Genomic DNA, 22,601 nt, shown 5'->3' with positions numbered 1-22,601 from the left:
AATCCCGGATGTCGATGCCCCCTGCGTACTGAGGCGCGGTGCGCCTCGCCCCGTCCGGGCCGCGGCGCATCGCCGCGCTCACCCCGCCGCCCGCTGGACCAGCAGCTTGTCGATCTTGCGCCCGTCCATGTCGACGATCTCGAAGCGCCAGCCCTGCTCGACGAAATAGTCGCCTTCATTGGGCAACCGCTTGAACACCGCCAGCGCCAGGCCGGCGACGGTAGCGTAATCGCGGTCCTCGTCGAGATCGAGGCCGAGCCGCTCCGCAAGCAGGTCCGCCGCCATCTGGCCCGAGACGAGCAGCGAGCCGTCCTCGCGCGTCACGATATTGGGGTTGTCGCCGGGCTCCACGTCCGAGGCGAGCTCGCCCGCGATCGCGGCCAGCAGGTTGGCCGGCGTGACGATGCCTTCGAAATGGCCATATTCGTCATGCACCAGCCCCATCGGCACCTCCGCGCGCCGAAGGGCGCCCAGCGCGTCCATCGCATCGACGGTGTCGGGCAGGATCGGCGCCTCGCGCATCAGCTTGCGCAGGTCGAGCGCCTCGCCGCGGAACAGCGCGGCGGCGATGTCGCGCGCCTGGACCACGCCGATCACCGTATCGACCGATCCTTCGGCCACCGGCAGGCGGGTATGGGGGGTAAGCAGCAGCGCCTCGCGGATGCCGTCGGCGTCCAGGTTGACGTCGACCCAGTCGACTTCGGTGCGCGGCGTCATCACTTCGCGCACCGGCCGGTCGGCGAGGCGGACGACGCTGGAGATGATCGAGCGCTCATGCTCCTCGATCACACCGGACTTGCTCGCCTCGGCGACCAGCAGGTGCAGTTCCTCGGCCGTGACGCGGTTCTCCGATTCGCGGTTGAGGCCGATCAGGCGGAAGATGAGCCGGGTGGTCGAATCGAGCAGCCACACCAGCGGCGCAGTCGCGCGGCTCGTCCATAGCAGCGGCACCGCGACCAGCACTGCGATCGGCTCGGGCGAGCGGAGCGCGAACTGCTTGGGCACCAGCTCGCCCGCGACCAGCGAAGCGAAGGTGGTGAGGCCGATCACGATCGCGATGCCGATGGTATGGGCAAGCTCGTCGCCCACGCCGAGCAGCGCGATCCGCTGTGCCGTCGGCTCGCCCAGGCTGGCGCCCGAATAGGCGCCGGCGACGATGCCGATCAGCGTGATGCCGATCTGCACGGTGGAAAGGAACTTGCCCGGATCGGCGGCCAGCTGGATGGCGGTGCGCGCGCCGGTCCCGCTGCGCCCGGCACGCGCCATCGCCTCCAACCGTGCCGTGCGCGACGATACGATCGCGAGTTCGGACATCGAGAAAAGGCCGTTCAGAACGATCAGCGCGAAGATGATCGCTACGTCTATCCAGGGGAAAGGCGCCAACATGGTGTGATGCCCTTCATATCCGCAGATGGTGCCATGCGGCAACCGGCGTTGCATCCGCGCAATGAAATGTAAGATCAGCCGCGCCGCTCGCGGAAGAAATCGCGCAATATCTCCCCCGCCTCGGCCTCGCCGATGCCGGGATAGACTTCGGGGCGGTGATGGCAGGTCGGCTGGGCGAAGAAGCGCGGGCCATGCTCCACCGCGCCGCCCTTGGGGTCGCCGGCGCCGTAATAGACGCGCGCGATCCGGGCATGCGCGATCGCCCCCGCGCACATCGCGCAGGGCTCGAGCGTCACCCACAGGTCGCAATCCTCCAGCCGTTCGCGCCCCAGCGCCGCGGCCGCCGCGCGAATCACCCGCATCTCGGCATGGGCGGTCGGGTCGCGGAGCCCGCGCGGGGCATTCGCGGCCGTGGCGATCACCCTGCCCGCATGCACCAGCACCGCGCCCACCGGCACCTCGCCCGCTTCCGCGGCCGCACGGGCAGCGTCGAGCGCCAGGCGCATCGGTTCGGGGAGGGGGAACATGGAGCGGGCCTAGCGTACCCGCCCTTCCCCGTCACCTGCTTCACGGCGAAGGCCGGGGACCTGCTACGCGGCCACCGATCGGCATCCGAATCGCCCGGCACGCCCCACAGCGCAAGGGCGGCGCCGGGAAGGAACCCCGGCGCCGTCGTGCCGCAGGCAATCCGGAAGTCGCGCCCCGGCCCCTTCGCCGGATACGCACCCGGCGGCGGCAGCGCTATCGCCGCCAATTGGGTCCGGGGCGCCCGGCCGTTATTTCGCGGCGGGCGTGGGCGTCGGCGTGGCGCCGGCCTGCTTCACTTCGATGGTGGGCAGGGTGACCGTGGTGTTCCGCATCTCGACCGTCGGCACCGCAACGGTCGTATTGGTCGATCCGATACCCACCGATCCCGTCTCGGCCTTGAACTTGGGCAGCTGGCCGCCCTTGGCATCGAAAGTGATCGTCGGCATCGACGCGCCCTGCTGCTGCTCGATGCGCAGCATGCCGACCGACATGAGCACCACCACGGCCAGCGCGATCAGACCTATGAGAACGAGAATTCCACGCATCGCTTCATCTCCCCAATTGAATCGGTTGCGTAATCAACGCCGCATCAACCATGGTGGTTGCGCCGGCACAAGGCGTTTCTTGGGGCGAATCGGTTGACGCACCGTCCCATTACGGCTATCGGCGCCACCTTTCCGGCCCCAGTTCGCTGAGGCTCAAACCAGGATATCAAGCGATGTCGCGCATTTGCGAGCTGACCGGCAAGGGCCGGCAGGTGGGTAACAACGTTTCCCACGCCAACAACAAGACCAAGCGTACGTTCCTGCCCAACCTGCAGAACGTCACGCTGATCAGCGATGCGCTGGGCCGCAGCGTGCGCCTGCGCGTGTCGACCCACGGCCTGCGCTCGGTCGAGCACAATGGCGGCCTCGACAACTGGCTGCTCAAGACCAGCGACGACGATCTGTCGCTGCGCGCCCGCCGCCTGAAGCGCGAAGTGCGCAAGGCGTCGGCCGAGAAGACCGCGGCCTAACCGCCACGCCTTCGACGGCTCCAATGCGAGCCCGTTCTCCATGCGGAGGGCGGGCTTTTCGCATGTCTTCCAACCTGCGTGTCGCCGCAGCGCGGCGGCGCGCGCCCCCGCGGAGATCATTTGTCCGCGACGGGCCCGGAATCCGCATATTGCGGCCCGGAAGCGCGCACGATCTCGAACGCTTCCTCGACATGCCTGTCGCCAATGCCCAGTGCCCAATGCTCCCGCCTGTCGTGCAGGAAGCAGGACGGGCGCATCCGGAAATGATCGACGCGAATCCCGGCAAGCTTGCGCGCGCTATGGGCGCTGCCATGTTTCAGCAGGTTGTTCAGACAGTTGAGCGTCCCCAACGCGTCGCTGACGGGATAGAGTTGCGCGCATGCCGTCCGCACCTTGTCGAAACGATCGCCGGGGGCGGTAAGCCCGGTCGCCGTCCGCGCCCATCGCTCCCAATAGTGGAACGATGCCATGATGAATGCCTCCCGCACCGCCAATAGCGCATAATCGGCTTCCTCTCCGGCACTGCGGAGCGCGTGGGCCGTGCTGTGGATCAGGCACCCGTCCTCGTCATATTCCGAGTCGTCCTCGCCGCTGTCGACATAGCGCGCATGGGCTTCGTTCGACGCGTTCCGGCTTTGCTCCAGCGAAGCGGTCGCCGCCCGGAATCCGTCCCGGATGCGATCGAGGCCGGATTGATAGAGAAAGGCTTTCGTACTGTGCGGGAGCGGGCTCATCTACATTCCAATGGCAGCCGAAACGAAACCGGTGGGGGTGCCCTTGTAGCGGCATCGGCCGCTCAGCGCTTCCCGAACTCGATCCGGAACTTGAGCAGCAGCGACCATTCCCAGAATTGCTGGTTGTCGTCCGATGCGATCCACAGGATCGTGTCGTCGCCCTCGCGCGTGATCGCCAGCGCTTCGTAATTGTCGTGGATCAGGGGCGCGGCCAGCGCCGCGATCTCCGTGCCGCGCACCACTGCGCCGGCGCGGAATTCCTTCGGATCCACCAGGGTCAGCCTGACCGTGAACAGGCTCGGCACCGCGAAGCGCCGGTTGAGCACGATCAGCCGCCCATCGGGCAGCTGGACCGCATCGCTCGGATCGTAGCGCTCGTCGGGCGGCATGTAGACGAAGCGGATCGGCTCGGCCCCCGGCGCCGTGGGATCGCCCGGGAAGAGCAGCGCCTCGCGGCCGACCCGGCTCCCCTTGGGCCGCGAGGTCTCGCCGATCACCACGAATCGGCCATCGGCCAGGCGAACCATCGATTCGGGCCCGCCATTGACGGACCAGTCCCGCATCGCGGCGGGCTCCACGCTCCGCTCGGCCCGCGTCAGCCCCTCGTCATAGCGCCAGATCGCGTTGTAGCGCTCGAATCCCACCCAGGTCCGCCCGGTGGCAGGGTCGCTCGTCATCGATTCCGAATCGCGGTCCGATTTCAGCCAGCCGGTGCCGGGGCCGGCGGGCAGGTCGCCGAACGCCAGTTCGCGCGGCGTCCAGTCGGCGCCCATGCGGAACCGGATGAAGGTGCCGCCGTCGCTGAGCAGAGTGAAGCGATCGCCCTTGATCCGCATCGAGGAGAAGCCGCCAAAGGCGCGATCCGGGCTCTTCAGCCGGATGCCGCCCAGATAGGTGAGCGCCCCCACCCGGGTCCGCCCGGGATCGCGCGCGTCGAGCGGCACGCGCTCCACGGTCATGCGCGGCACCTTGCCCAGCAGGTCGCGCCCGTCGCGCCCCGATGCGGAGAGCAGCAGGATGAAACCGAGGGAGAACAGGGCAATCGCAACACGGAGCAGCATCGCCTCCGCTCATAGCGGCTGGCGACGGAAGGACCAGCGCCCGAAAGATGAACGCCGGGTGACCAGCCCGTTCAGAAGAAACTAAAGGGAACCCGGCTAGGGAGGCGTTGGTTGTTCGAACAAGAGTTTCCCTCGCGTAGCGTATCGAGGGGTTGGGGGCCGCCCTGAAAGGGGCGGCCCCCATCGCATCAGTACATGTGCTGGCCGCCGTTGATCGAAAGCGTCGATCCGGTGACGAATCCCGCCTCGTCCGAGCACAGGAACGCCACGCCGCGCGCGATCTCGTGCGCCTGGCCGAGCCGGCCGACCGGGATCTTCGCGACGATCTTCTCGAGCACCTCGGGCGGCACCGCGGCGACCATGTCCGTGTCGATATAGCCGGGCGCGATCGCGTTCACCGTCACGCCGAAGCGCGCGCCTTCCTGCGACAGCGCCTTGGTGAAGCCGTGGATGCCGGACTTGGCGGCGGCATAGTTGACCTGGCCATATTGGCCGGCCTGGCCGTTGATCGAGCCGATATTGACGATGCGGCCCCATTTGCGGTCGCGCATGCCGGGAAACACCGCATGCGCCATGTTGAAGCAGCCGCCCAGGTTGATGCGGATCACATCCTCCCACATGTCGCGGCTCATCTTCAGGATCGTGCCGTCGCGGGTGATGCCGGCATTGTTGATCACCACGTCGACCGGGCCGAGCTCGGCCGCGACCTTCGCCACGCCTTCGTGGCAGGCGTCGTAATCGCCCACGTCCCATTTATATGCCGCGATGCCGGTGCGGTCGGTGAAGGCCCGGGCCTTCTCCTCATTGCCCGCATAGTTGGCGGCGACGATCATTCCCGCGTCCTGGAGCGCGAGGCTGATCGCCTCGCCGATGCCGCGGGTGCCGCCCGTCACGATCGCTACGCGTGCCATGCTTTTCCTCTCCTTCGTGGTGCACCGAAAGGCTAGGCAGGCTCGATCCAGCCCGCAAGCTCCTCGCTTAAAATTGTGCGCAGCATCCCGATGCCATCCGGGCCGTCGTTGAGACAGGGCAGATAGGCGAACCGGCTCCCGCCCGCGGCCAGGAACGTCTCGCGCCCGCGGATCGCCAGCTCCTCCAGCGTCTCGAGACAGTCTGCCGAGAAGCCCGGCGCCACGACCGCGACCTTCCCCACGCCCTTGCCCGGCAGCGCGGCGAGCATGGCGTCGGTGGCTGGTTCGAGCCATTTCGCGCGGCCGAAGCGCGACTGGAAAGTGACGATCAGCTCCCGCCCCCCCAGCGTGTCCGCCAGCGCCTCACCGAGCAACCGCGCGGTCTTGCGGCAATGGCAATGATAGGGATCGCCGAGATCGAGCGTCCGCTGCGGCATGCCGTGGAAGCTCGCCAGGATCGCGTCGGGCTCGAAGTCGAGCCGGGCGAGGCTGGCTTCCACCGATGCCTTGAGCGCGGCGATATAGGCGGGGTGATCATAATAGGGCGGCAACGTGCGGATCGCCGGCTGCCAGCGCATCTTCGCCAGCGCGGCGAAGGCGGCATCGTTGGCGGTGGCGGTGGTCGCCGCGCAATATTGCGGATAGAGCGGCGCGATCAGGATGCGCCGCACGCCATCGGCCTGCATCGCGGCGAGCCGGTCCGCGATCTTCGGCTCGCCATAGCGCATCGCCCAGTCGACCGGACTGCTTTCGCCGAACGCGCCCTGCAATGCCCCGGACTGCGCGGCCGTGATCGCGGCGAGCGGCGAGCCGTCCGCGCGCCACACCTGCCGATAGGCATGCGCCGATCTGCGCGGCCGAGTGCGCAGGATGATCCCGTGCAGGATCGGCTGCCAGGCGATCGGCGGAATCTCCACCACGCGGCGATCGGACAGAAACTCGGCGAGGTAGCGCCGCACCGACGCGGCATCGGGCGCGCTCGGCGTGCCGAGATTGACCAGCAGCACGCCGACCCTGTCCGGGACGAAGAAGGGCGGATGCCCGGCGGGGACGCTCATTCGACGTCCGAGAGCAGGGGCAACACGCGGAAGCGCACGCCGCTCGCCGATTGCAGCGCGTTGGCGATGGCGGGGGCGACCGGCGGCACGGCGAGCTCGCTCACGCCGCCCGGGTCGGCGGCGTTGCGGATCAGCTCCACGGTGATGTCGGGCGCATCCGCCAGCGTCGGCAGGCCGAGTTCGGAAAGGTCGCGCACGTCCGCGACATTCTCGGTAAAGCCGGTCGATCCGGCGAGCGCCGCCGCCATGCCGAACAGCAGCCCGCCCTCGATCTGCTGAGTCACCAGGTCCGGGTTCACCACCCGCCCGCAATCGACCGCGGCGACCAGCCGCTCCACCTTCACCTTGCGCCCGTCGAGCCGCGCTTCGGCCATCACCGCGACATAGGAGCCGCGAAAGGCGTGGCAGGCGATGCCCTGGCCGCTGCCGGGCTGGCCGCCCTGCCAGCCGCCCAGCTGGGCCGCCATCTGCACGCAACGGGCAAGCCGCGTCCCGCCCCCGAGCATCGCCATGCGGAACGACACCGCGTCCTGCTCGGCGGCATGCGCCAGCTCGTCCAGGAAGCTCTCGACGAAGAAACAATTGTAGCTGTGCGCGCCCGAGCGCCAATAGCCGGTCGGCACCCCGATCGCGGCGACATGGTGATCGACTGCGTAATTGGGGATGGCATAGAAGGGCCGCGCGCCCGCCACCGCCGAAGGATCGCCCTTGCCGGGCAGCGCGAGCGACGCCTGCACCACCGGATCGCTGCCCAGCAGCCGCGTCGCCAGCTCGCGGCCCGTCTCGGGCGCGGCGATCTTGGCGAGCAGGCCCGAGACCTGGCCCCGCGGGTTCAGCTTGCCGGTCATCCGGCCGATCGCGGGCGGGCGGTAGCGATCGTGCCGCATGTCCTCGCCGCGCGGCCAGGTGAGCTGCACCGGCCGGCCGATCCGCTCGGCGAGCAGGGCCGCCTGCTCCGCCACCGCATGTTCCAGCTTCGCTCCGAACGAGCCGCCCGCCATCGTCGCATGCACGGTCACCGAGCTCTCGGCGATGCCGATCGCCCGTGCCGCCGCCGCCCGCGCCAGCCCCGGCGCCTGGGTCGGCAGCCAGAGCGAGAGGTGCCCCTCATGATAATTGGCCGTGCAGGTCATCGGCTCGAGCGCGGCGTGGAGCGCCACGTCGACGCGATACTCGGCCGAAACCACTTTCGCCCCGCGGAAATCCGCCGCGAGGTCGCCGGCCTCATGGATCCGCGCGCCGTCGGCGTTCAGCGCATCGCTCAGCGCCGAGGCGATCGAATCATTGTTGATCACTTCCTCGGGCGTCTTGAAGCGCGGGCGCATCGCGTCGATCGCCCGCTCCGCCGCCCAGCCATTGTTGGCGATCGTCGCCACCCAGTCCCGGGTCGTCACGATCGAGAGCATGCCGGGGATCCTGTCCGCCGCCGCCCGATCGAGCTTCACCAGCTCGGTCTCGCCGATCGGCCCCATCCGGATCGAGGCGAACACCATGTTCGGCAAGCGCACGTCCGCCGCGTAGAGCAGGCTGCCGTCCACCTTGGCCGGCGCGTCGAGCCGGGGCAGTTCCTGGCCATAGAGCCGGTTCGCCTCGCCGGTGCGCAGCGGCACGTCGCCGGGCACGCGCTCGTCCGCCGCCTCCGCCGCCAACGCGCCGAAGCCGAGCTTCGAATTGCCGTGGATCACCTGGCCGCCGGCCGTGTCGCAGCTCTGCCATTCCGCGCCCCAGCGCCGCGCCGCCGCCTTGCACAGCAGCACCCGCGCGGTGGCCCCGGCATGGCGCAGCTGATCCTCGAAGCTGCGGATCGACGTCGAGCAGCCGGTGAGCACCAGCCCGGTGCGCGCGGCATGGCTGCGCCGCAGCTGCTCGGGCAGCCCGCCCAACGCCTGCTCGAACAGTTCCTCGGCGGCCAGCGGATTGGCGTAGAGCGGGTTGAGCGGTGCCGGCTCCACGCCCACCAGCTTCCAGTCCGCGCCCAGTTCGTCGGCGATGATCTGCGGCATGGCGGTGAACACGCCCTGCCCCTCCTCGCATTGCGGGACGGCGACCGAAACGTGCCCGTCGGTGCCGATCTTGATCCAGGCACCGAACAGGCTCTCGCCCGGTGCCGCGGTGAGATTGGGGAGATAGGTGCGCGGCCACACCGCCCAGGCGACCACCAGCCCCACGCCCACGCCGCCGCCGATCAGCAGCGTGCGCCGATCCAGCTTCTGGAGCTTGCCGAAATCGACCTTCATCGCATGCCGTCTATCCTGCCCGCCAAAGGCTGTCACCCCGGCTCCCCCCGACGATGGGCGAGTCGCCCTTCGAACGCGAGCCCCTTGGGTTTGCGGCGAGCCTGCTCTATCGGGGGCCCGACACCCGGAGGGACACCCGTGCTGCTTTCCACCCTGGCCGCCGCCGCGGCCGACCATATCCAGTTCAAGGATCTCGGCCTCGACAAGGTCGCGCTCAACCTCGGCTTCTTCGAGATCAAATGGTATTCGCTGGCCTATATCGCCGGGATCCTGGTCGGCTGGTGGTATCTCCTCCGCCTGCTCCGCCAGCCCGGCGCGCCGATGAGCAGGCGCCATGCCGACGATCTCGTCTTCTACGCCACGCTCGGCATCATCCTGGGCGGGCGTCTCGGCTATGTGATCTTCTACGCGCCCGGGATGTTCCTCGACCCGATCCGCATCTTCAAGCTCTGGGACGGCGGCATGTCGTTCCATGGCGGCGTGATCGGCACGGCGCTGGCGATCATCCTGATGTGCCGGCGCCAGGGGCTCAACTGGCTGCGCGTGCACGACTATGTCGCCTGCTGCGCGCCCTTCGGCCTGTTCTTCGGCCGCCTCGCCAATTTCGTGAACGGCGAGCTGTGGGGCAAGCCGGCGAACCTGCCCTGGGCGATCGTGTTCCCCGGCGCCGGGAACGATGCGCGCCACCCCAGCCAGCTCTATGAGGCGGGGCTCGAGGGCATCGCGCTGTTCGCCATCCTCTGGTTCTTCTTCTGGCGCACCAAGGCGCGCTACGAACCGGGCAAGCTCGTCGGCATCTTCCTGCTCGGCTATGGCTGCTTCCGCTTCTTCGTCGAATATTTCCGCGAGCCCGATCAGCAGTTCGACGGCACCTTCTTCGCCAACATCATCCATATGGGCCAGGTGCTGTGCCTGCCGATGATCATTGGCGGCATCTATCTGATCGTCACTGCCAAGGGCCGCCGCCAGCGCGTCGAGCCCACGCTCGGCACGGAGAGCGTCGCCTGAGCGAGAATCCTCTCGACGCCCCGGCAGGGGAGCGCGCGGCCAACGCCGCCGAGCCCCTGCTCGCCGAGCGGCTGGCCCGCGCCATCACCATGGCCGGGCCCATCCCGCTGTCGCAGTTCATGGGCGCCGCCAACGCGCATTATTATGCGACGCGCGATCCGCTCGGCGCGCGGGGCGACTTCACTACCGCGCCCGAAGTGAGCCAGATGTTCGGCGAGCTGATCGGCCTGTGGATAGCGGACCTGTGGCAGCGCGCCGATGCGCCGCCCGTCCGCTATGTCGAGCTCGGCCCGGGCCGCGGCACGCTCGCCGCCGACGCGCTGCGCGCCATGGCCAAGGCGGGGCTCACGCCGCCGGTCGACTTGGTCGAGACCAGCCCGACGCTGCGTGCCGCCCAGGCCGAACGCGTGGCGCATGCCGAATTCCATCTCGACCTGGTCGGCCTGCCCGACGATGCGCCGCTGATCTTCGTCGCCAATGAATTCTTCGACGCGCTGCCGATCCGCCAGCTCATCGCCACCGGGGAAGGCTGGCGCGAGCGGCTCGTCGCCTGCCAGGACATGCTGTTCCTGCCGATCCAGGGCGATCGCAGCTTCGACATGATCATCCCGCGCGACTTCAGGGATGCCGCGCCCGGCTCGATCCTCGAGACTTCGCCGGCCGGCGTCGCGGTGCTGCGCCAGCTCGCCAAGCGACTGAACGATCAGGGCGGCGCCGCGCTGATCGTCGACTATGGCTATATGGGGCCCGCGATCGGCGACACGCTCCAGGCAGTGAAGGGCCATGCCTATGCCAACCCGTTCGACATGCCGGGCGAGGCGGACCTTACCGCCCATGTCGATTTCGCCACGCTCGCCGAAGCCGCACGGGCCGAGGGCCTGGTCGTCCATGGCCCGGTGGCCCAGGGCGCCTTCCTGATGCGGCTCGGCATCGCCGAGCGCACCGCCAGCCTCTCGCTCGCCGCGCCGGACCGCGCCGGCCAGCTCGCCACCGATCGCGACCGGCTGACCGATCCGGAGCAGATGGGCGAGCTGTTCAAGGTGATCGCGCTGACGGCGCCCGGCTGGCCCGTTCCCGCAGGCTTCGAATGATCTACCGCGACGCCACCCGGGCCGACCTGCCGGCGATCGACGCGCTGTTCCGCACCAGCTTCGTCGCGACCTTCGGCCATCTCTACGCCCCCAGGGACCTTGCCGACTTCCTCGCCGGCTTCACGCCCGAGGCCTGGGCCGGGGAGTTCGCGGAGCCCGAGCTGCGCTTCCGGCTCGCCGAGGACGAACGGGGCCTGGCCGGCTTCGCCAAGACGAGCGGGCTGACCCTGCCCGCCGAGGCCACCGCCCCCGCCCATGAGCTGCGCCAGCTCTATCTCGACGAGCGGGCCAAGGGCAGCGGTGCGGCCCAGGCGCTGCTCGACTGGGCCTTGGAGCAGGGCCGGGCGCGAGGCGCCGAGGAGATGTGGCTCTCGGTCTATGTCGACAATCGCCGCGCCAGGCGCTTCTACGAGAAGAACGGGTTCGAGGACCGGGGCGCCTATGCCTTCATGGTCGGCGAGCACGCCGATGAGGACCGGTTGATGAGGCGCATCCTGTGAACGAGATCGAGATCTTCCGCGCGCGGGCGCTGGCCGGAGTCGCGCACGGCTTTCTCGGCCGCAAGGGCGGCGTCTCGACGGGCGACATGGCCAGCCTCAATGTCGGGCTGGGCTCGCGCGACGATCCCGCGCTGATCGCCGAGAATCGCCGTCGCGCCGTGGAAGCGGTACTGCCCGACGCCCGCCTCGTCTCGGTACATCAGGTCCATTCCGCCGACTGCGTCACCGTGGCCGCGCCCTGGGAGGATCGGCTGCGCCCCCATGCCGATGCGCTGGTCACCGATCGGCCGGGGCTGGCGCTCGGCATCCTCACCGCCGATTGCGCGCCGGTGCTGTTCGCCGATACGCAGGCCGGCGTGGTCGGTGCCGCCCATGCGGGGTGGAAGGGCGCGCTCGGCGGCGTCACCGATTCGACGATCGCCGCGATGGAGATGCTGGGCGCGAGCCGCGACCGGATGGTCGCCGCGGTCGGCCCCTGCATCGCCCGCGCCTCCTATGAAGTCGATGCCGGTTTCCTCGCCCGGTTCGCCGAGGCCGATCCGGCGAACGAGCGCTTCTTCACCGAGGGCAGGCGCGAGGATCACTGGCAGTTCGATCTCGAAGCCTATGTCGCGCACCGGCTGGCCGCGGCGGGCCTCCGTACCGTCGAGATGCTGGGCCAGGACACCTATGCGCGGCCGGAGCATTTCTACTCCTATCGCCGCGCGACGCATCGGCGTGAGCCGGATTACGGGCGGCAGATCTCGATCGTCGGACTGGCGTGAACGCATCCGGCACGCGGGAAGGCGGAATCGCCCCTCGCAGCGCAGGCTTCGCAAACTTTCGCCGCATCCGGGGGTGCGATCCCGCCGCCGGCTCGTTACAGATGATACGAAACAGGTGGCGCTCACGCCCCTGACCGGAGAGACTGCATGACCGACGAGACCGAAGCCGACCTGACCGGCGCCACTCCGCGCCGCCGCCCCAAGGCGGATGTCGACACGGTCGGCGGGCGCAAGCTCAAGCCGGCCACCCTGATGATGGGCCATGGCTTCGACCCCATGCTATCGGAAGGCTCGCTCAAGCCGCCGATCTTCCTCACCTCCACCTTCGTCTTCCCCAATGCCGCCGCCGGCAAGCGCCATTTCGAGGGCGTCACCGGCAAGCGCCCGGGCGGTGCCGAGGGCCTGGTCTATTCGCGCTTCAACGGCCCGAACCAGGAGATCCTCGAGGATCGCCTGGGCGTGTGGGAAGGCGCGGAGGATGCGCTGGCCTTTTCCAGCGGCATGTCGGCGATCGCCACGCTGTTCCTGTCGATGGTCAAGCCGGGCGACACGATCGTCCATTCGGGCCCGCTCTATGCCGCGACCGAGACGCTGATCGCCCGTATCCTGGGTCGTTTCGGCGTGCACTGGCTCGACTTCCCGGCCGGTGCCACGCGCGAGGAGATCGATGCGGTGCTGGGCAAGGCCGCCAGCGGCAACGTCGCGCTGATCTATCTCGAATCGCCGGCCAACCCGACCAACGCGCTGGTCGATGTCGAAGCCGTCGCCGCCAGCCGCGACGCGATCTTCAAGGGACCGAACAAGCCGCCGATCGCGATCGACAACACGTTCCTCGGGCCCTTGTGGGCCCAGCCGCTCAAGCAGGGCGCCGACATCGTCGTCTATTCGCTGACCAAATATGCCGGCGGCCATTCGGACCTGGTGGCCGGCGGCGTGCTCGGCTCGAAGGAACACATCAACACGATCCGGCTGATGCGCAACACGATCGGCACCATCTGCGATCCCAACACCGCCTGGATGCTGCTCCGCAGCCTCGAAACGCTGGAACTGCGCATGTCTCGCGCCGGCGAGAATGCCGTGAAGGTCTGCGAGTTCCTGCGCACGCACCCCAAGGTGGAGCATGTCGGCTATCTCGGTTTCCTCGAGGAGGGCTCGCGCCAGGCCGACATCTATCGGCGCCACTGCACCGGCGCGGGCTCGACCTTCTCGCTCTACCTCAAGGGCGGCGAGAAGGAGGCGTTCGCCTTTCTCGACAGCCTCAAGATCGCCAAGCTCGCCGTGTCGCTGGGCGGCACCGAGACGCTGGCCAGCCACCCGGCCGGCATGACTCACCTCTCGGTGCCCGACGCGCGCAAACAGGCGCTGGGCATCACCGACAATCTCGTCCGCATCTCGATCGGCGTCGAGGATGCCGACGATCTGATCGCCGATTTCGAGGAGGCGCTCAAAGCCGTCTGAGCCGATTGAGATCGAGGGCCGGCGGGTATATCCTGCCGGCCCGAGGGGGAACTCGGCCATGATCGGACTTTCGCGCTTCCTGGTTCTGCTTGCGGCACCGCTGCTCGCGCTGCCCGCCACGGCACAGACGGGCGACATGGCCGGCATGCATGGCGGGCACGGCTTCCCGCAGACGCTCGCCGATTGGGCGCATGGCGCACAGCTCTTCCCGGATCTCGGCGATTTCCACCGCGATGCCGGGACAAAGGTGCCCGCCGCCCAGGCCTATTTCGACCAGGGCATGCGCCTGCTCTGGGCGTTCAACCATGACGAGGCGGCGCGCAGCTTCGCCCGGGCGGCCGAGGCCGATCCCCGGTGCGGCATCTGCCACTGGGGCGTCGCGCTCGCCCTCGGCCCCAATTACAACATGCCGATGATGGCCGAGGCGCGGGCCCGCGTCGCCTGGGACGCGCTCAAGAAGGCCGAGGCGCTGGCGCCTGGCGCCACGCCGGCGAACCGCGCGCTGATCCTGGCCCTGGCCAGGCGCTATACCGGTCCGCAGCCGGTCGACCCGAGCAACAGCGCGCCGCTGCTCGCCGCCTATGGCGATGCGATGCGGGGCGCCGCCAAGGCCTTCCCCCAGGACGACGACATATTGACGATGTTCGCCGAGGCGCAGATGAACCGAACGCCGTGGAAGCTGTGGAATGCCGACGGCACCCCGGCCAGGGACACGCCCGAGATCGTCGCCACGCTGGAGACCGTGCTGAAGCGCAACCCGCAGCATCCCGGCGCCAACCATTACTATATCCACGCCGTCGAAGCCTCGACCACGCCGGACCGCGCCGTCGCCGCCGCCGAGCGGGTCGGCCCGATGATGCCGGGCGCGGGCCATCTCGTGCACATGCCCTCGCACATCTTCCAGCGGGTCGGCCGCTACGAGGAATCGGCGGTGGCCAATCGCGATGCCGATGCCGCCGACAAGGCCTATTACGCCAGGACCGCGGCGATCGACTATTATCCGATGTACTCGGCGCACAACCTCCAGTTCCTCGCCGCCTCGACGGCGATGGAGGGGCGCGCCGCCGAGACGATCAAGGCGCTGCGCGACGTGCGGCTGGTGTTCACCGACGACCAGGCGGCCGCCATGCCGGGCATGGATTGGGGGATCGGCTATCTCTATCAGGCGCTGGTCCGCTTCGGCCGCTGGGACGAGATGCTGGCCGAGCCCCGGCCCGACGCACGGCTGCTCGACCTGACCGTCAACTGGCTGTCGGCACGCACCATCGCGCTCGCCGCCAAGGGCAGGATCGCCGAGGCCGAGGCCGAGCTGGCCGGCCTCAAGGCCAGGATCGCCGGCGCACCCGCCGAGGCGCTGGCCGGCATGAACCTGGCCGCGCCGCTCTTCCGCATCGCCGCGCTGCGCGCCGAGGCCCGGATCGCACTCGCCCGGAAGGACGGGCCCCGCGCCGTCGCGCTGCTGCGCGAAGCGGTCACCGTCGAGGACGGGCTGTCGTACAACGAGCCTTCGGACGAGTTCTTCCCGACTCGCCACCTGCTCGGCGCCGCGCTGCTCGGCGCCGGCAAGGCGGCGGAAGCCGAGGCGGTGTTCCGCGAAGACCTGGATCCCCGGCGCAATCCGCGCAACGGCTGGGCGCTGCTCGGCCTCGCCCAGGCGCTGAAGGCCCAGGGCAAGGACGCGGGCGCGGCGGAGAAGGATTTCGCCGCCGCCTGGGTCCGGGCGGACGTGAAGCTAGCCGCGCCGGCCTTTTAGCGCCGCGGCCAGGAGATCGGCCATGAGGCGATGGTCCGCGAGCGAGGGGTGCCAGTTGCACCCGGTCATCGCGAGCGTGGGCACCTGCACCGCCGTCGCACCAGTGGCCTCGGCCACCGCGGCAACATCGGCCTGGAAATCCCCGGCACCCATCAGCACCAGGCGCGCCTGGGGCTGGCGGCGCCGGAGCTCGTTGACAAAGTCGATGTAGCGGGCGCGATAGGCGGCCCGCAGCGCCGCCGCGTCGGCCCAGGCCTCGCCGGCGTGGAGCGGCGTCGAGAAGTCGTTGGTGCCGAGGTTGACCACGATCGCCCGGGGCTTCCAGCCCGGCTCGGGCGCGGCCGGCGCCGGATCGCCGGGCAGCGCGCGCGGATAGAGAAAGGGCAGGTTCTCGCCGGGGAAGCGGCCGGCATGGTTGCGGACGATGCCATAGCCCGAATAGGCGATCACCCGGTAATCGACGCCCAATCGCCTGGCGACGATGGGCCCGAAGGCCTGGCTGGTATCGGTCGTGTCGTGCACCTGCTGCGCCGTGCAGGTGCGCGTCGCCGAAGTGTTGCCATAGCCCACGCTGTGCGAATCGCCGATGAACTCGATCCCGCCGGACCGGACCGGCGCGGGGAGCGGCGTGCCATGGGTGAAGAAGCCGAAAAAGCTGCTGCTGCCCGACTGGCTCTCGGTCAGCTTGTCGATGCGGATGGCGTGGACGCCGGGCTTCAGCCCCGCGATCCGCACCGTCGCGGGGCCGGGCGTCACCAGGGTCTGGAACGGCTTGCCGTCCACGCTCACCCGCAGGAAGTCACCATGCGTCTCGACCCGGACGGTGACGTCGGTGCCGCGAAAGCGCGCCTCGACATAGGTGCCCGGCCAGCCGAACCGCATCTCGCCACCCTGGACGATCGCGCGGCCGCCGACATGGACGGCCAGTCGCCTGCCCTCGGGCGGGGGCGCGGCGGAGAGGACAAGCGGCGCGAGCAGCGCAAGGGCAAAGGGCTTCATCGCGCCACCCTAGCCCGTTCCGCCGGCGCGCGAAATCGCGGCATCGGATCGGCCGGCGGCAGGCATCGGCTCCGATCCGGGTTGGAGGCGCGGCGCGGCTCTGCTCTAACGAAGCGCATGACCGCGCCCCTTCGCACCGGCCTCGCCGCGCTCGCCGCCCTGTCGCTCGCCACCGCGCCGCTCGCGGCCCAGACGTCCGGCGGATCCACCTATGACGCCGCCGATCCCATGATCGGCACCGGCGGCGAGGGGCACACCTTCCCCGGGGCGGTCGCGCCCTTCGGCATGATCCAGCTGAGCCCGGATACCGACACGACCTGCGAGATCCGCAAATGCTACGGCCACGCCGCCGGCTATCGCTACGAGGATCCGACGATCCAGGGCTTCTCGATGACGCATTTCTCGGGCGCCGGCCATTCGGACCTGGGCGACTTCCTGATCCAGCCGCTGGTAGGCGATGCGACTTCGCTCGAGCCCGGCGCCCAGCGCGCGCGCTTCGATCACGCGACCGAACAGGCGCGGCCCGGCTATTATGCCGTCACCCTGGCCGATAGCGGGGTACGTGCCGAGATGACCGCGGGCACCCGCGTCGGCGTGCAGCGCTACACCTTCCCCGCCGGCAAGGATGCCCGGCTGCTGCTCGATCTGCGCAGCTCGCTCTACAGTTATCCGGGCAAGACGCTCTGGTCCTCGATCCGGGTCCGCGCGGACGGCACGATCACCGGCATGCGCGAGACGCGCGGCTGGGCGCCCGCCCGCAAGCTCTATTTCGCGATCCGCCCCTCCGCGCCGCTCACCCGCCATGCCTTCTCGAACACCGAGGAGAAGGTGGCGTATAACGGCTTTCAGGGCCCCGGCCGGGGCGCCGCGGACCCGGCCCAGCTCCAGGGGCGCGCGCTGGTCGCCCAGTTCGGCTTCGGCGTGCTCGACAGGCCGCTCGAAGTGAAGGTCGCCATCTCCGCGGTCGACGAGGACGGCGCCATCGCCAATCTCGACAGCGAGCGCGGCGATTTCGACGCGATCCGCGCCGATACGGGGAGGGCCTGGGAAAGGGCGCTCGGCGCAGTCGAACTCGAAGGGCCCGCGCCGATGAAGCGCATGGTCGCCACTGCGCTGTATCACAGCCTGATCGCCCCCAGCGTCTTCTCCGACGCCGATGGTCGCTGGCGGGGCCCGGACGACCAGGTCCATGCCGCCACGGGCTTCACCTTCCACTCGACCTTCTCGCTATGGGATACCTTCCGGGCCGAACATCCGCTGCTGGTGCTGCTCCAGCCGGAAAGGCGGAACGCCGACTTCGTCCAATCGCTGGTCGCCAGCCAGCAGGTGAGTCCCTTCGGCATCCTGCCGGTCTGGCAGTTCCATGGCCGCGAGACCTGGACGATGATCGGCTATCACGCCGTGCCGGTGATCGCCGATGCCTATCTCAAGGGCATTCGCGGCTTCGACGCACAAGCCGCGCTCGATGCGATGGTGAAGAGCGCGACCTACGGCCCCTATGGCGGTTTGGACCAGTATATGAAGCTCGGCTATGTGCCGATCGACCGGGAGCCGGAAGCGGCGTCGAAGACCGTCGAATATGCCTATGACGACTGGACCATCGCGCGCATGGCCGGGGCGATGGGCAAGGCGGACGTCGCCGCCGCCTTCGGGAAGCGGGCCGGCAACTGGCGCAACAGCTTCGATGCGAAGACCGGCTTCCTGCGCGCCCGCAAGGCCGATGGCAGCTATCGCACGCCCTTCGATCCCACCGCGATCAATTATGGATCGGACTATACCGAGGGCAATGCCTGGCAATATTCCTGGTTCGTGCCGCAGGACCAGGCCGGCATGTTCGCGCTGCTCGGCGGCGACGCGGCGGCAGTGAACAAGCTCGACGCGATGTTCGATTTCGACAATTCGAAGCTCGACTACAGCCATGCCGAGGACATTGCCGGCCTGATCGGCCAGTACATCCATGGCAACGAGCCGAGCCACCATGTCGCCTATCTCTACGCCTATGCCGGCCAGCCCTGGCGCACCCAGGAGCGGCTGAAGCAGATCGTCGAGAGCCAGTACAAGCCGACGCCGGACGGGCTTTCGGGCAATGACGATCTGGGCCAGATGTCCGCCTGGCTGGTCTTCACCGCGCTCGGCTTCTATCCGGTCGCGCCCGGCTCGAACGAATATGTGATCGGCCGGCCCTTCCTGGACCGCGCGACGCTCAACCTGCCGAACGGCAAGCGTTTCACCGTGATCGCCGACGGCCTGTCGGAGGCGAACCCCTATGTCGGCAAGGTCACGCTGAACGGCAGGCCGCTGGCGAGGGGGTATCTGCGGCACGAGGAGATCGTCGCCGGCGGCGAGCTGCGCTTCGCGATGCGCGCCACGCCGAACAAGGGCTGGGCTACGGCCAGGGCGGCGCGCCCCTATTCGATGAGCACGGCGCGCTAGGTCGGCAACTCCGAGCAAGGCCTTGGAACCAGGCCCGTCATCCCTGCGAAGAGGACGATGACGGGCGAGGGAATACGAGTCCGCAACCTATGGCGTCTCGATCGTCTCGCGCAGGAACCCGCCGATTCGCCGCGCCCATTCGGCGTCGTGCAGATTGCTCACCTCGCCATGCGACAGCCCCGGTACCAGCCACAATGCCTTGCGGTTCGGCGCGGCCCGATGGAGCGCGCGGGTCTCCGCCGGCGGCGTGTAGCGATCTGCCGCGCCGCCAATCACGAAGACCGGTCCGGGATAGTCCCGGATCGCCGCGATCGGCGCGATCCGCCCGGGCCACACGCCATAACGTGGCAGCGCCTGGAAACTCAGCAGCGGCTCGGCCAGCGTCGCGCCCGCCGCCGTCAGCACCGCCGCCATCCGGTTGTAGATCGCATGACGAATGTCGGGGAACACTGCGACCAGCACCAGCGCATCGGCCGGGACCATGCCGTCGCGCCCGATCAGCGCCGCAGCGCCGCCCAGCGAGACGCCGATCACCGCCACCTTCGCGCCATGCTGCCTTGCCTTCAACCAGCCGAACGCCGCGCGCGCGTCCAGCCCTTCGTCGAGCCCATAGCTATGATCGGTGATCGTCGACGCGCCATGCCCGCGCAGGTCGATCGCCAGCGCCGCATAGCCTTGCGCCACCAGCGCCTCGGCCATCGGCGCGGTCTGGTTCCGCGAGGCGCCGACGCCGTGGAGGAGCAGCACCGCCGGCGCATCGGGGCGTCGCCCGGGCCAATAGGTGCCGGCGAGCGAAACACCGTCCCGCGCCGCAAGCTGCACCTGCTCGGCCGGCGGCGGCACCGGCGCCACTGCCGAGGCATGCCCGGCGGCGATCTTCGATGCGAGGAACCAGCTTGCCGTCAGCACCAGGAACAGCAGCAGCGCCGCCGCCCCGATCGCCAGGCTGAAGCGCCGCCCGAGCATCTGCCCTAGCCGTCGCCGACCCGCTCGATATCCGCGCCCACCGCCGAAAGCTTCTCCTCCAGCCGCTCATAGCCGCGGTCGAGGTGATAGACGCGGTTGACCTGCGTCTCGCCCTCGGCCGCCAGACCGGCGAGGATCAGGCTCATCGAGGCGCGGAGATCGGTCGCCATCACTTGCGCGCCGACCAGCCTGGTCGGCCCGTGCACCACCGCGGTGCGCCCACGCACATCGATATGGGCGCCCATCCGCGCCAGCTCGGGCACGTGCATGTAGCGGTTCTCGAAGATCGTCTCGGTGAAGACGCTGGCGCCCTCGGCCATGCATTGCATCGCCATGAACTGCGCCTGCATATCGGTCGCGAAGCCCGGGAAGGGCGCGGTCGACAGCGTCAGCGGCTTGAGCGGGCCGTTGGCTGCCACGCGGATCCCGCCCCTGGTCTCCTCGACCGTCACTCCGGCCTGGACCAGCGCGTCGAGAGTCGCGCGCATGTCGTTCGCCGCCGCGCCGACCAGTTCGACGTCGCCGCCGGTGATCGCCGCCGCGCAGGCATAGCTGCCCGCCTCGATCCGGTCGGGCATCACCGCATAGGTCGCGCCGTGCAGGCGGTCCCGGCCTTCGATCTCCAGCCGTTCGGTGCCGATGCCCTGGATATGCGCGCCCATCGCGACGAGCAGGTTGCACAGGTCGACGATCTCGGGTTCGCGCGCGGCATTGTCGAAAACAGTGGTGCCCTTGGCGGTGACCGCCGCCATCAGCGCGTTCTCGGTCGCGCCGACCGAGACCACCGGGAAGCTGTAGCGCCCGCCGCGCAGCCGACCGCCGGGCGCCGTCGCCTTCACATAGCCCGCGGCGATCTCGATCTCGGCGCCCATCGCCTCGAGCGCCTTCAGGTGCAGGTCGATCGGGCGGTTGCCGATCGCGCAGCCGCCAGGCAGCGACACCGTCGCCTCGCCCGCGCGGCCGAGCAGCGGGCCGAGCACCAGGATCGAGGCGCGCATCTTGCGGACGATGTCATAGGGCGCCACGGTCGAGGTGAGCTTGCCCGCCCGCACGGTCATCACCCGGCCGAAATCGCTGGGCCGCGTGCCTTCGATCGCGGTCGAGGCACCGAGCTCGTTGAGCAGATGGCCGAAGCTGTCCACGTCCGCCAGGCGCGGCAGGTTCCGCAAGGTCAGCGGCTCGTCGGTGAGCAGCGCGCAGGGCATCAGCGTGAGCGCCGCGTTCTTGGCGCCGGAGACGGGAATCTTGCCGGAAAGGCGTTTGCCGCCGCGAATGAGAATACGGTCCATGCCGGGCTTCTAATCTTTGTCCCGCCACGCGCAAGGGCAGGCGTTTTTCGCACCCTTGATCGATTTTAATGCATTGATTCAGTTGCACTGCTTTGCATTGCGCGTGGGGAGAAGCCATCGCGTGTCCGGCAGTTGTTTCGCGGAGAGGCTGAGCGAGCTGATCGACTTATCAGAGGTCGAGCGGAAAGCGCTCGAAAGATTGGAAGAACGCCAGCGCCACTTGCGCCGCGGGGCGGTGCTCCAGCGCGAGAATGAGGGCGGCAACGAACTCTATATCCTGCGCAAGGGCCTGATGATGAGCTATGTGCTGCTCGACGATGGCAGCCGCCAGATCCTGCGCTTCCTCTTTCCGGGCGACATGCTGGGGATTTCCAGCGCAGTCTATCGGGAAGCGCCCGAGACCCTGGCCGCGCTGTCCGACTGCGTGGTCTGCCCGTTCGATCGCGGCGTGCTGTCGGATCTGATGCTCGATCATCCGCGCCTCGCCGCGATGGTGCTGGTCTATTCGCAGATCGAACGCGTCGCATTGACCGACCGGCTGGCCGCACTTGGCCGCACCAGCGCCAAGGCCCGGGTCGCGGCGCTGCTGCTCGAGTTGCGCAATCGCCTGCGCGCCACCGACAAGAGCCTCGCCAATGTCTTTCCGCTGGGGCTGACGCAGGAGGAAGTGGGCGACGCGACCGGCCTCACCGCCGTGCATGTCAACCGCATGCTGCGCCAACTCGAGGAGGAAGGGATGATCGCCCGGGAGGGCGGCCGCGTCACGCTGCTCGACGAGCGCGCGCTTGCCCGCGCGGCCAATTATGTCAACCGCTACGAGGGGCTCGACCTCGGCTGGCTGCCCCGGGCGCGCTGAGCTTCGCCGGGAACGCGAGGGGCCGGACGTCTGCGATGACAAGTCGCGCCGTCCGGCCCCCGTTCCCGCCCGAAACCCCCCGGTTCCCAGGAACGGAAGATCTCATAGCCCGGGCCGGGGCCGCTGTGTTTCCCGGAAAAATGCCTACACGGGTCGATACGGAGGCAGGCGCGAAACGATCGCCCTACGCCTTTTCCAGCGTGCATTGCAGCGGGTGCTGGTTCTGGCGGGCGAAGTCGATCACCTGCGCCACCTTGGTCTCGGCGACTTCGTAGCTGAACACGCCGCATACGCCCACGCCGCGCTGATGGACGTGGAGCATCACGCGCGTCGCCTCTTCCATGTTCATCCGGAAGAAGCGCTGCAGGACGAGCACGACGAACTCCATCGGCGTATAGTCGTCGTTGAGCATCAGCACGCGATAGGGCGTGGGCTTCTTCGTCCGGGTGCGCGTGCGCGTGGCAATGCCGACGGAGGGGTCGTTGCCCCGGTCGTCGTCATTGCCGTCCTCGGCCATGCGCCATGGCATGCTGATGTCGAATTTCACGGGATCT

At 69.0% G+C, this 22,601-nt stretch carries 21 protein-coding genes; 9 read left to right on the top strand and 12 right to left on the bottom strand.

Annotated features, from left to right (window positions below; genetic code table 11):
• Nucleotides 1–78: 78 nt before the first annotated feature.
• The 3 genes from FHR20_RS15430 to FHR20_RS15420 all read right to left on the bottom strand — a co-directional run bounded on the left by FHR20_RS15430 (nt 79) and on the right by FHR20_RS15420 (nt 2,459).
• Nucleotides 79–1,386 (bottom strand): hemolysin family protein, encoded by a 1,308-nt coding sequence (locus FHR20_RS15430; protein ID WP_167300434.1) that lies wholly within the window; start codon nt 1,384–1,386, stop codon nt 79–81.
• 74 nt (nt 1,387–1,460) lie between these two features.
• Nucleotides 1,461–1,892, bottom strand: a complete 432-nt coding sequence (locus FHR20_RS15425; protein WP_167300555.1) for a nucleoside deaminase — start codon at nt 1,890–1,892, stop codon at nt 1,461–1,463.
• A 270-nt stretch (nt 1,893–2,162) separates the two neighbouring features.
• Complete coding sequence (locus tag FHR20_RS15420; protein ID WP_167300433.1) at nt 2,163–2,459, bottom strand: hypothetical protein; 297 nt, start codon at nt 2,457–2,459, stop codon at nt 2,163–2,165.
• A 173-nt stretch (nt 2,460–2,632) separates the two neighbouring features.
• Here FHR20_RS15420 and rpmB point away from each other — a divergent pair, with 173 nt between their 5' ends.
• Nucleotides 2,633–2,929 (top strand): 50S ribosomal protein L28, encoded by a 297-nt coding sequence (gene rpmB / locus FHR20_RS15415; protein ID WP_086127409.1) that lies wholly within the window; start codon nt 2,633–2,635, stop codon nt 2,927–2,929.
• Between the two features lie 116 nt (nt 2,930–3,045).
• Here rpmB and FHR20_RS15410 read toward each other — a convergent pair whose 3' ends face one another.
• The 5 genes from FHR20_RS15410 to FHR20_RS15390 form a co-directional block, all read right to left on the bottom strand.
• Nucleotides 3,046–3,663, bottom strand: a complete 618-nt coding sequence (locus FHR20_RS15410) for a hypothetical protein (RefSeq protein WP_167300432.1) — start codon at nt 3,661–3,663, stop codon at nt 3,046–3,048.
• Nucleotides 3,664–3,725: 62 nt separating this feature from the next.
• Complete coding sequence (locus FHR20_RS15405) at nt 3,726–4,724, bottom strand: esterase-like activity of phytase family protein (RefSeq protein ID WP_167300431.1); 999 nt, start codon at nt 4,722–4,724, stop codon at nt 3,726–3,728.
• Between the two features lie 188 nt (nt 4,725–4,912).
• Nucleotides 4,913–5,635: an acetoacetyl-CoA reductase gene (gene phbB / locus FHR20_RS15400; RefSeq protein ID WP_086127411.1), complete on the bottom strand. Its 723-nt coding sequence runs from the start codon at nt 5,633–5,635 to the stop codon at nt 4,913–4,915.
• A gap of 32 nt (nt 5,636–5,667) precedes the next feature.
• Nucleotides 5,668–6,693 carry a ferrochelatase gene (hemH, locus tag FHR20_RS15395; protein ID WP_167300430.1) on the bottom strand — a complete coding sequence of 342 codons (1,026 nt, stop codon included), beginning with the start codon at nt 6,691–6,693 and terminating at the stop codon, nt 5,668–5,670.
• The gene (locus FHR20_RS15390; RefSeq protein WP_167300429.1) at nt 6,690–8,930 is read right to left on the bottom strand and encodes a xanthine dehydrogenase family protein molybdopterin-binding subunit; all 2,241 of its coding nucleotides are present in this window, start codon (nt 8,928–8,930) and stop codon (nt 6,690–6,692) included. Before FHR20_RS15390 ends, hemH begins: the two co-directional genes overlap by 4 nt.
• 138 nt (nt 8,931–9,068) lie before the next feature.
• On the opposite strand from FHR20_RS15390, the gene lgt reads away from it, so the two are divergent.
• The 6 genes from lgt to FHR20_RS15360 all read left to right on the top strand — a co-directional run bounded on the left by lgt (nt 9,069) and on the right by FHR20_RS15360 (nt 15,504).
• Nucleotides 9,069–9,938 (top strand): prolipoprotein diacylglyceryl transferase, encoded by an 870-nt coding sequence (gene lgt / locus FHR20_RS15385; protein ID WP_286711975.1) that lies wholly within the window; start codon nt 9,069–9,071, stop codon nt 9,936–9,938.
• A gap of 89 nt (nt 9,939–10,027) precedes the next feature.
• Nucleotides 10,028–11,029 (top strand): class I SAM-dependent methyltransferase, encoded by a 1,002-nt coding sequence (locus FHR20_RS15380; RefSeq protein WP_167300427.1) that lies wholly within the window; start codon nt 10,028–10,030, stop codon nt 11,027–11,029.
• The gene (locus FHR20_RS15375) at nt 11,026–11,529 is read left to right on the top strand and encodes a GNAT family N-acetyltransferase (RefSeq protein WP_167300426.1); all 504 of its coding nucleotides are present in this window, start codon (nt 11,026–11,028) and stop codon (nt 11,527–11,529) included. Before FHR20_RS15380 ends, FHR20_RS15375 begins: the two co-directional genes overlap by 4 nt.
• On the top strand, nt 11,526–12,293 hold the full coding sequence (pgeF, locus tag FHR20_RS15370) for a peptidoglycan editing factor PgeF (protein WP_167300425.1): 768 nt from the start codon (nt 11,526–11,528) through the stop codon (nt 12,291–12,293). Before FHR20_RS15375 ends, pgeF begins: the two co-directional genes overlap by 4 nt.
• A 147-nt stretch (nt 12,294–12,440) precedes the next feature.
• A complete protein-coding gene (locus tag FHR20_RS15365; protein WP_167300424.1) occupies nt 12,441–13,751 on the top strand; it encodes a cystathionine gamma-synthase family protein in 1,311 nt (436 codons plus the stop codon).
• A 58-nt stretch (nt 13,752–13,809) separates the two neighbouring features.
• Entirely contained in the window at nt 13,810–15,504 is a 1,695-nt protein-coding gene (locus FHR20_RS15360) for a hypothetical protein (protein WP_167300423.1), read from the top strand.
• Here the strand turns inward: FHR20_RS15360 and FHR20_RS15355 are convergent.
• Nucleotides 15,484–16,503 carry an SGNH/GDSL hydrolase family protein gene (locus FHR20_RS15355; RefSeq protein WP_167300422.1) on the bottom strand — a complete coding sequence of 340 codons (1,020 nt, stop codon included), beginning with the start codon at nt 16,501–16,503 and terminating at the stop codon, nt 15,484–15,486. The genes FHR20_RS15360 and FHR20_RS15355 overlap by 21 nt on opposite strands.
• A gap of 117 nt (nt 16,504–16,620) precedes the next feature.
• Between FHR20_RS15355 and FHR20_RS15350 the strand changes: the two genes are divergently transcribed.
• A complete protein-coding gene (locus tag FHR20_RS15350) occupies nt 16,621–18,936 on the top strand; it encodes a GH92 family glycosyl hydrolase (protein WP_167300421.1) in 2,316 nt (771 codons plus the stop codon).
• A gap of 87 nt (nt 18,937–19,023) precedes the next feature.
• On the opposite strand, the gene FHR20_RS15345 is transcribed toward FHR20_RS15350, so the two are convergent.
• Together FHR20_RS15345 and murA are read right to left on the bottom strand one after the other, a co-directional pair.
• On the bottom strand, nt 19,024–19,902 hold the full coding sequence (locus FHR20_RS15345; RefSeq protein WP_167300420.1) for an alpha/beta hydrolase: 879 nt from the start codon (nt 19,900–19,902) through the stop codon (nt 19,024–19,026).
• Nucleotides 19,903–19,907: 5 nt separating this feature from the next.
• Complete coding sequence (gene murA, locus FHR20_RS15340; protein ID WP_167300419.1) at nt 19,908–21,191, bottom strand: UDP-N-acetylglucosamine 1-carboxyvinyltransferase; 1,284 nt, start codon at nt 21,189–21,191, stop codon at nt 19,908–19,910.
• Between the two features lie 148 nt (nt 21,192–21,339).
• On the opposite strand from murA, the gene FHR20_RS15335 reads away from it, so the two are divergent.
• Entirely contained in the window at nt 21,340–22,047 is a 708-nt protein-coding gene (locus tag FHR20_RS15335; protein WP_208413677.1) for a Crp/Fnr family transcriptional regulator, read from the top strand.
• 184 nt (nt 22,048–22,231) lie between these two features.
• On the opposite strand, the gene clpS is transcribed toward FHR20_RS15335, so the two are convergent.
• Entirely contained in the window at nt 22,232–22,564 is a 333-nt protein-coding gene (gene clpS / locus FHR20_RS15330) for an ATP-dependent Clp protease adapter ClpS (protein WP_086128377.1), read from the bottom strand.
• Nucleotides 22,565–22,601: the final 37 nt, after the last annotated feature.

Origin of the sequence: Sphingomonas leidyi (assembly GCF_011761945.1) — a bacterium.
Classification (GTDB): Bacteria; Pseudomonadota; Alphaproteobacteria; order Sphingomonadales; family Sphingomonadaceae; genus Sphingomonas; species Sphingomonas leidyi.
The sequence above is the reverse complement of the archived record's forward strand: the minus strand, read 5'-3'. Positions and strand labels throughout refer to the sequence as shown.

Bases quoted from the DNA above. Each gene is read 5' to 3' on its own strand.
- FHR20_RS15430 (WP_167300434.1), bottom strand. From the start codon at position 1,386: ATGTTGGCGCCTTTCCCCTGGATAGACGTAGCGATCATCTTCGCGCTG.
- FHR20_RS15425 (WP_167300555.1), bottom strand. From the start codon at position 1,892: ATGCGCCTGGCGCTCGACGCTGCCCGTGCGGCCGCGGAAGCGGGCGAG.
- FHR20_RS15420 (WP_167300433.1), bottom strand. From the start codon at position 2,459: ATGCGTGGAATTCTCGTTCTCATAGGTCTGATCGCGCTGGCCGTGGTG.
- rpmB (WP_086127409.1), top strand. From the start codon at position 2,633: ATGTCGCGCATTTGCGAGCTGACCGGCAAGGGCCGGCAGGTGGGTAAC.
- FHR20_RS15410 (WP_167300432.1), bottom strand. From the start codon at position 3,663: ATGAGCCCGCTCCCGCACAGTACGAAAGCCTTTCTCTATCAATCCGGC.
- FHR20_RS15405 (WP_167300431.1), bottom strand. From the start codon at position 4,724: ATGCTGCTCCGTGTTGCGATTGCCCTGTTCTCCCTCGGTTTCATCCTG.
- phbB (WP_086127411.1), bottom strand. From the start codon at position 5,635: ATGGCACGCGTAGCGATCGTGACGGGCGGCACCCGCGGCATCGGCGAG.
- hemH (WP_167300430.1), bottom strand. From the start codon at position 6,693: ATGAGCGTCCCCGCCGGGCATCCGCCCTTCTTCGTCCCGGACAGGGTC.
- FHR20_RS15390 (WP_167300429.1), bottom strand. From the start codon at position 8,930: ATGAAGGTCGATTTCGGCAAGCTCCAGAAGCTGGATCGGCGCACGCTG.
- FHR20_RS15380 (WP_167300427.1), top strand. From the start codon at position 10,028: ATGGCCGGGCCCATCCCGCTGTCGCAGTTCATGGGCGCCGCCAACGCG.
- FHR20_RS15375 (WP_167300426.1), top strand. From the start codon at position 11,026: ATGATCTACCGCGACGCCACCCGGGCCGACCTGCCGGCGATCGACGCG.
- FHR20_RS15365 (WP_167300424.1), top strand. From the start codon at position 12,441: ATGACCGACGAGACCGAAGCCGACCTGACCGGCGCCACTCCGCGCCGC.
- FHR20_RS15360 (WP_167300423.1), top strand. From the start codon at position 13,810: ATGATCGGACTTTCGCGCTTCCTGGTTCTGCTTGCGGCACCGCTGCTC.
- FHR20_RS15355 (WP_167300422.1), bottom strand. From the start codon at position 16,503: ATGAAGCCCTTTGCCCTTGCGCTGCTCGCGCCGCTTGTCCTCTCCGCC.
- FHR20_RS15350 (WP_167300421.1), top strand. From the start codon at position 16,621: ATGACCGCGCCCCTTCGCACCGGCCTCGCCGCGCTCGCCGCCCTGTCG.
- FHR20_RS15345 (WP_167300420.1), bottom strand. From the start codon at position 19,902: ATGCTCGGGCGGCGCTTCAGCCTGGCGATCGGGGCGGCGGCGCTGCTG.
- murA (WP_167300419.1), bottom strand. From the start codon at position 21,191: ATGGACCGTATTCTCATTCGCGGCGGCAAACGCCTTTCCGGCAAGATT.
- clpS (WP_086128377.1), bottom strand. From the start codon at position 22,564: ATGGCCGAGGACGGCAATGACGACGACCGGGGCAACGACCCCTCCGTC.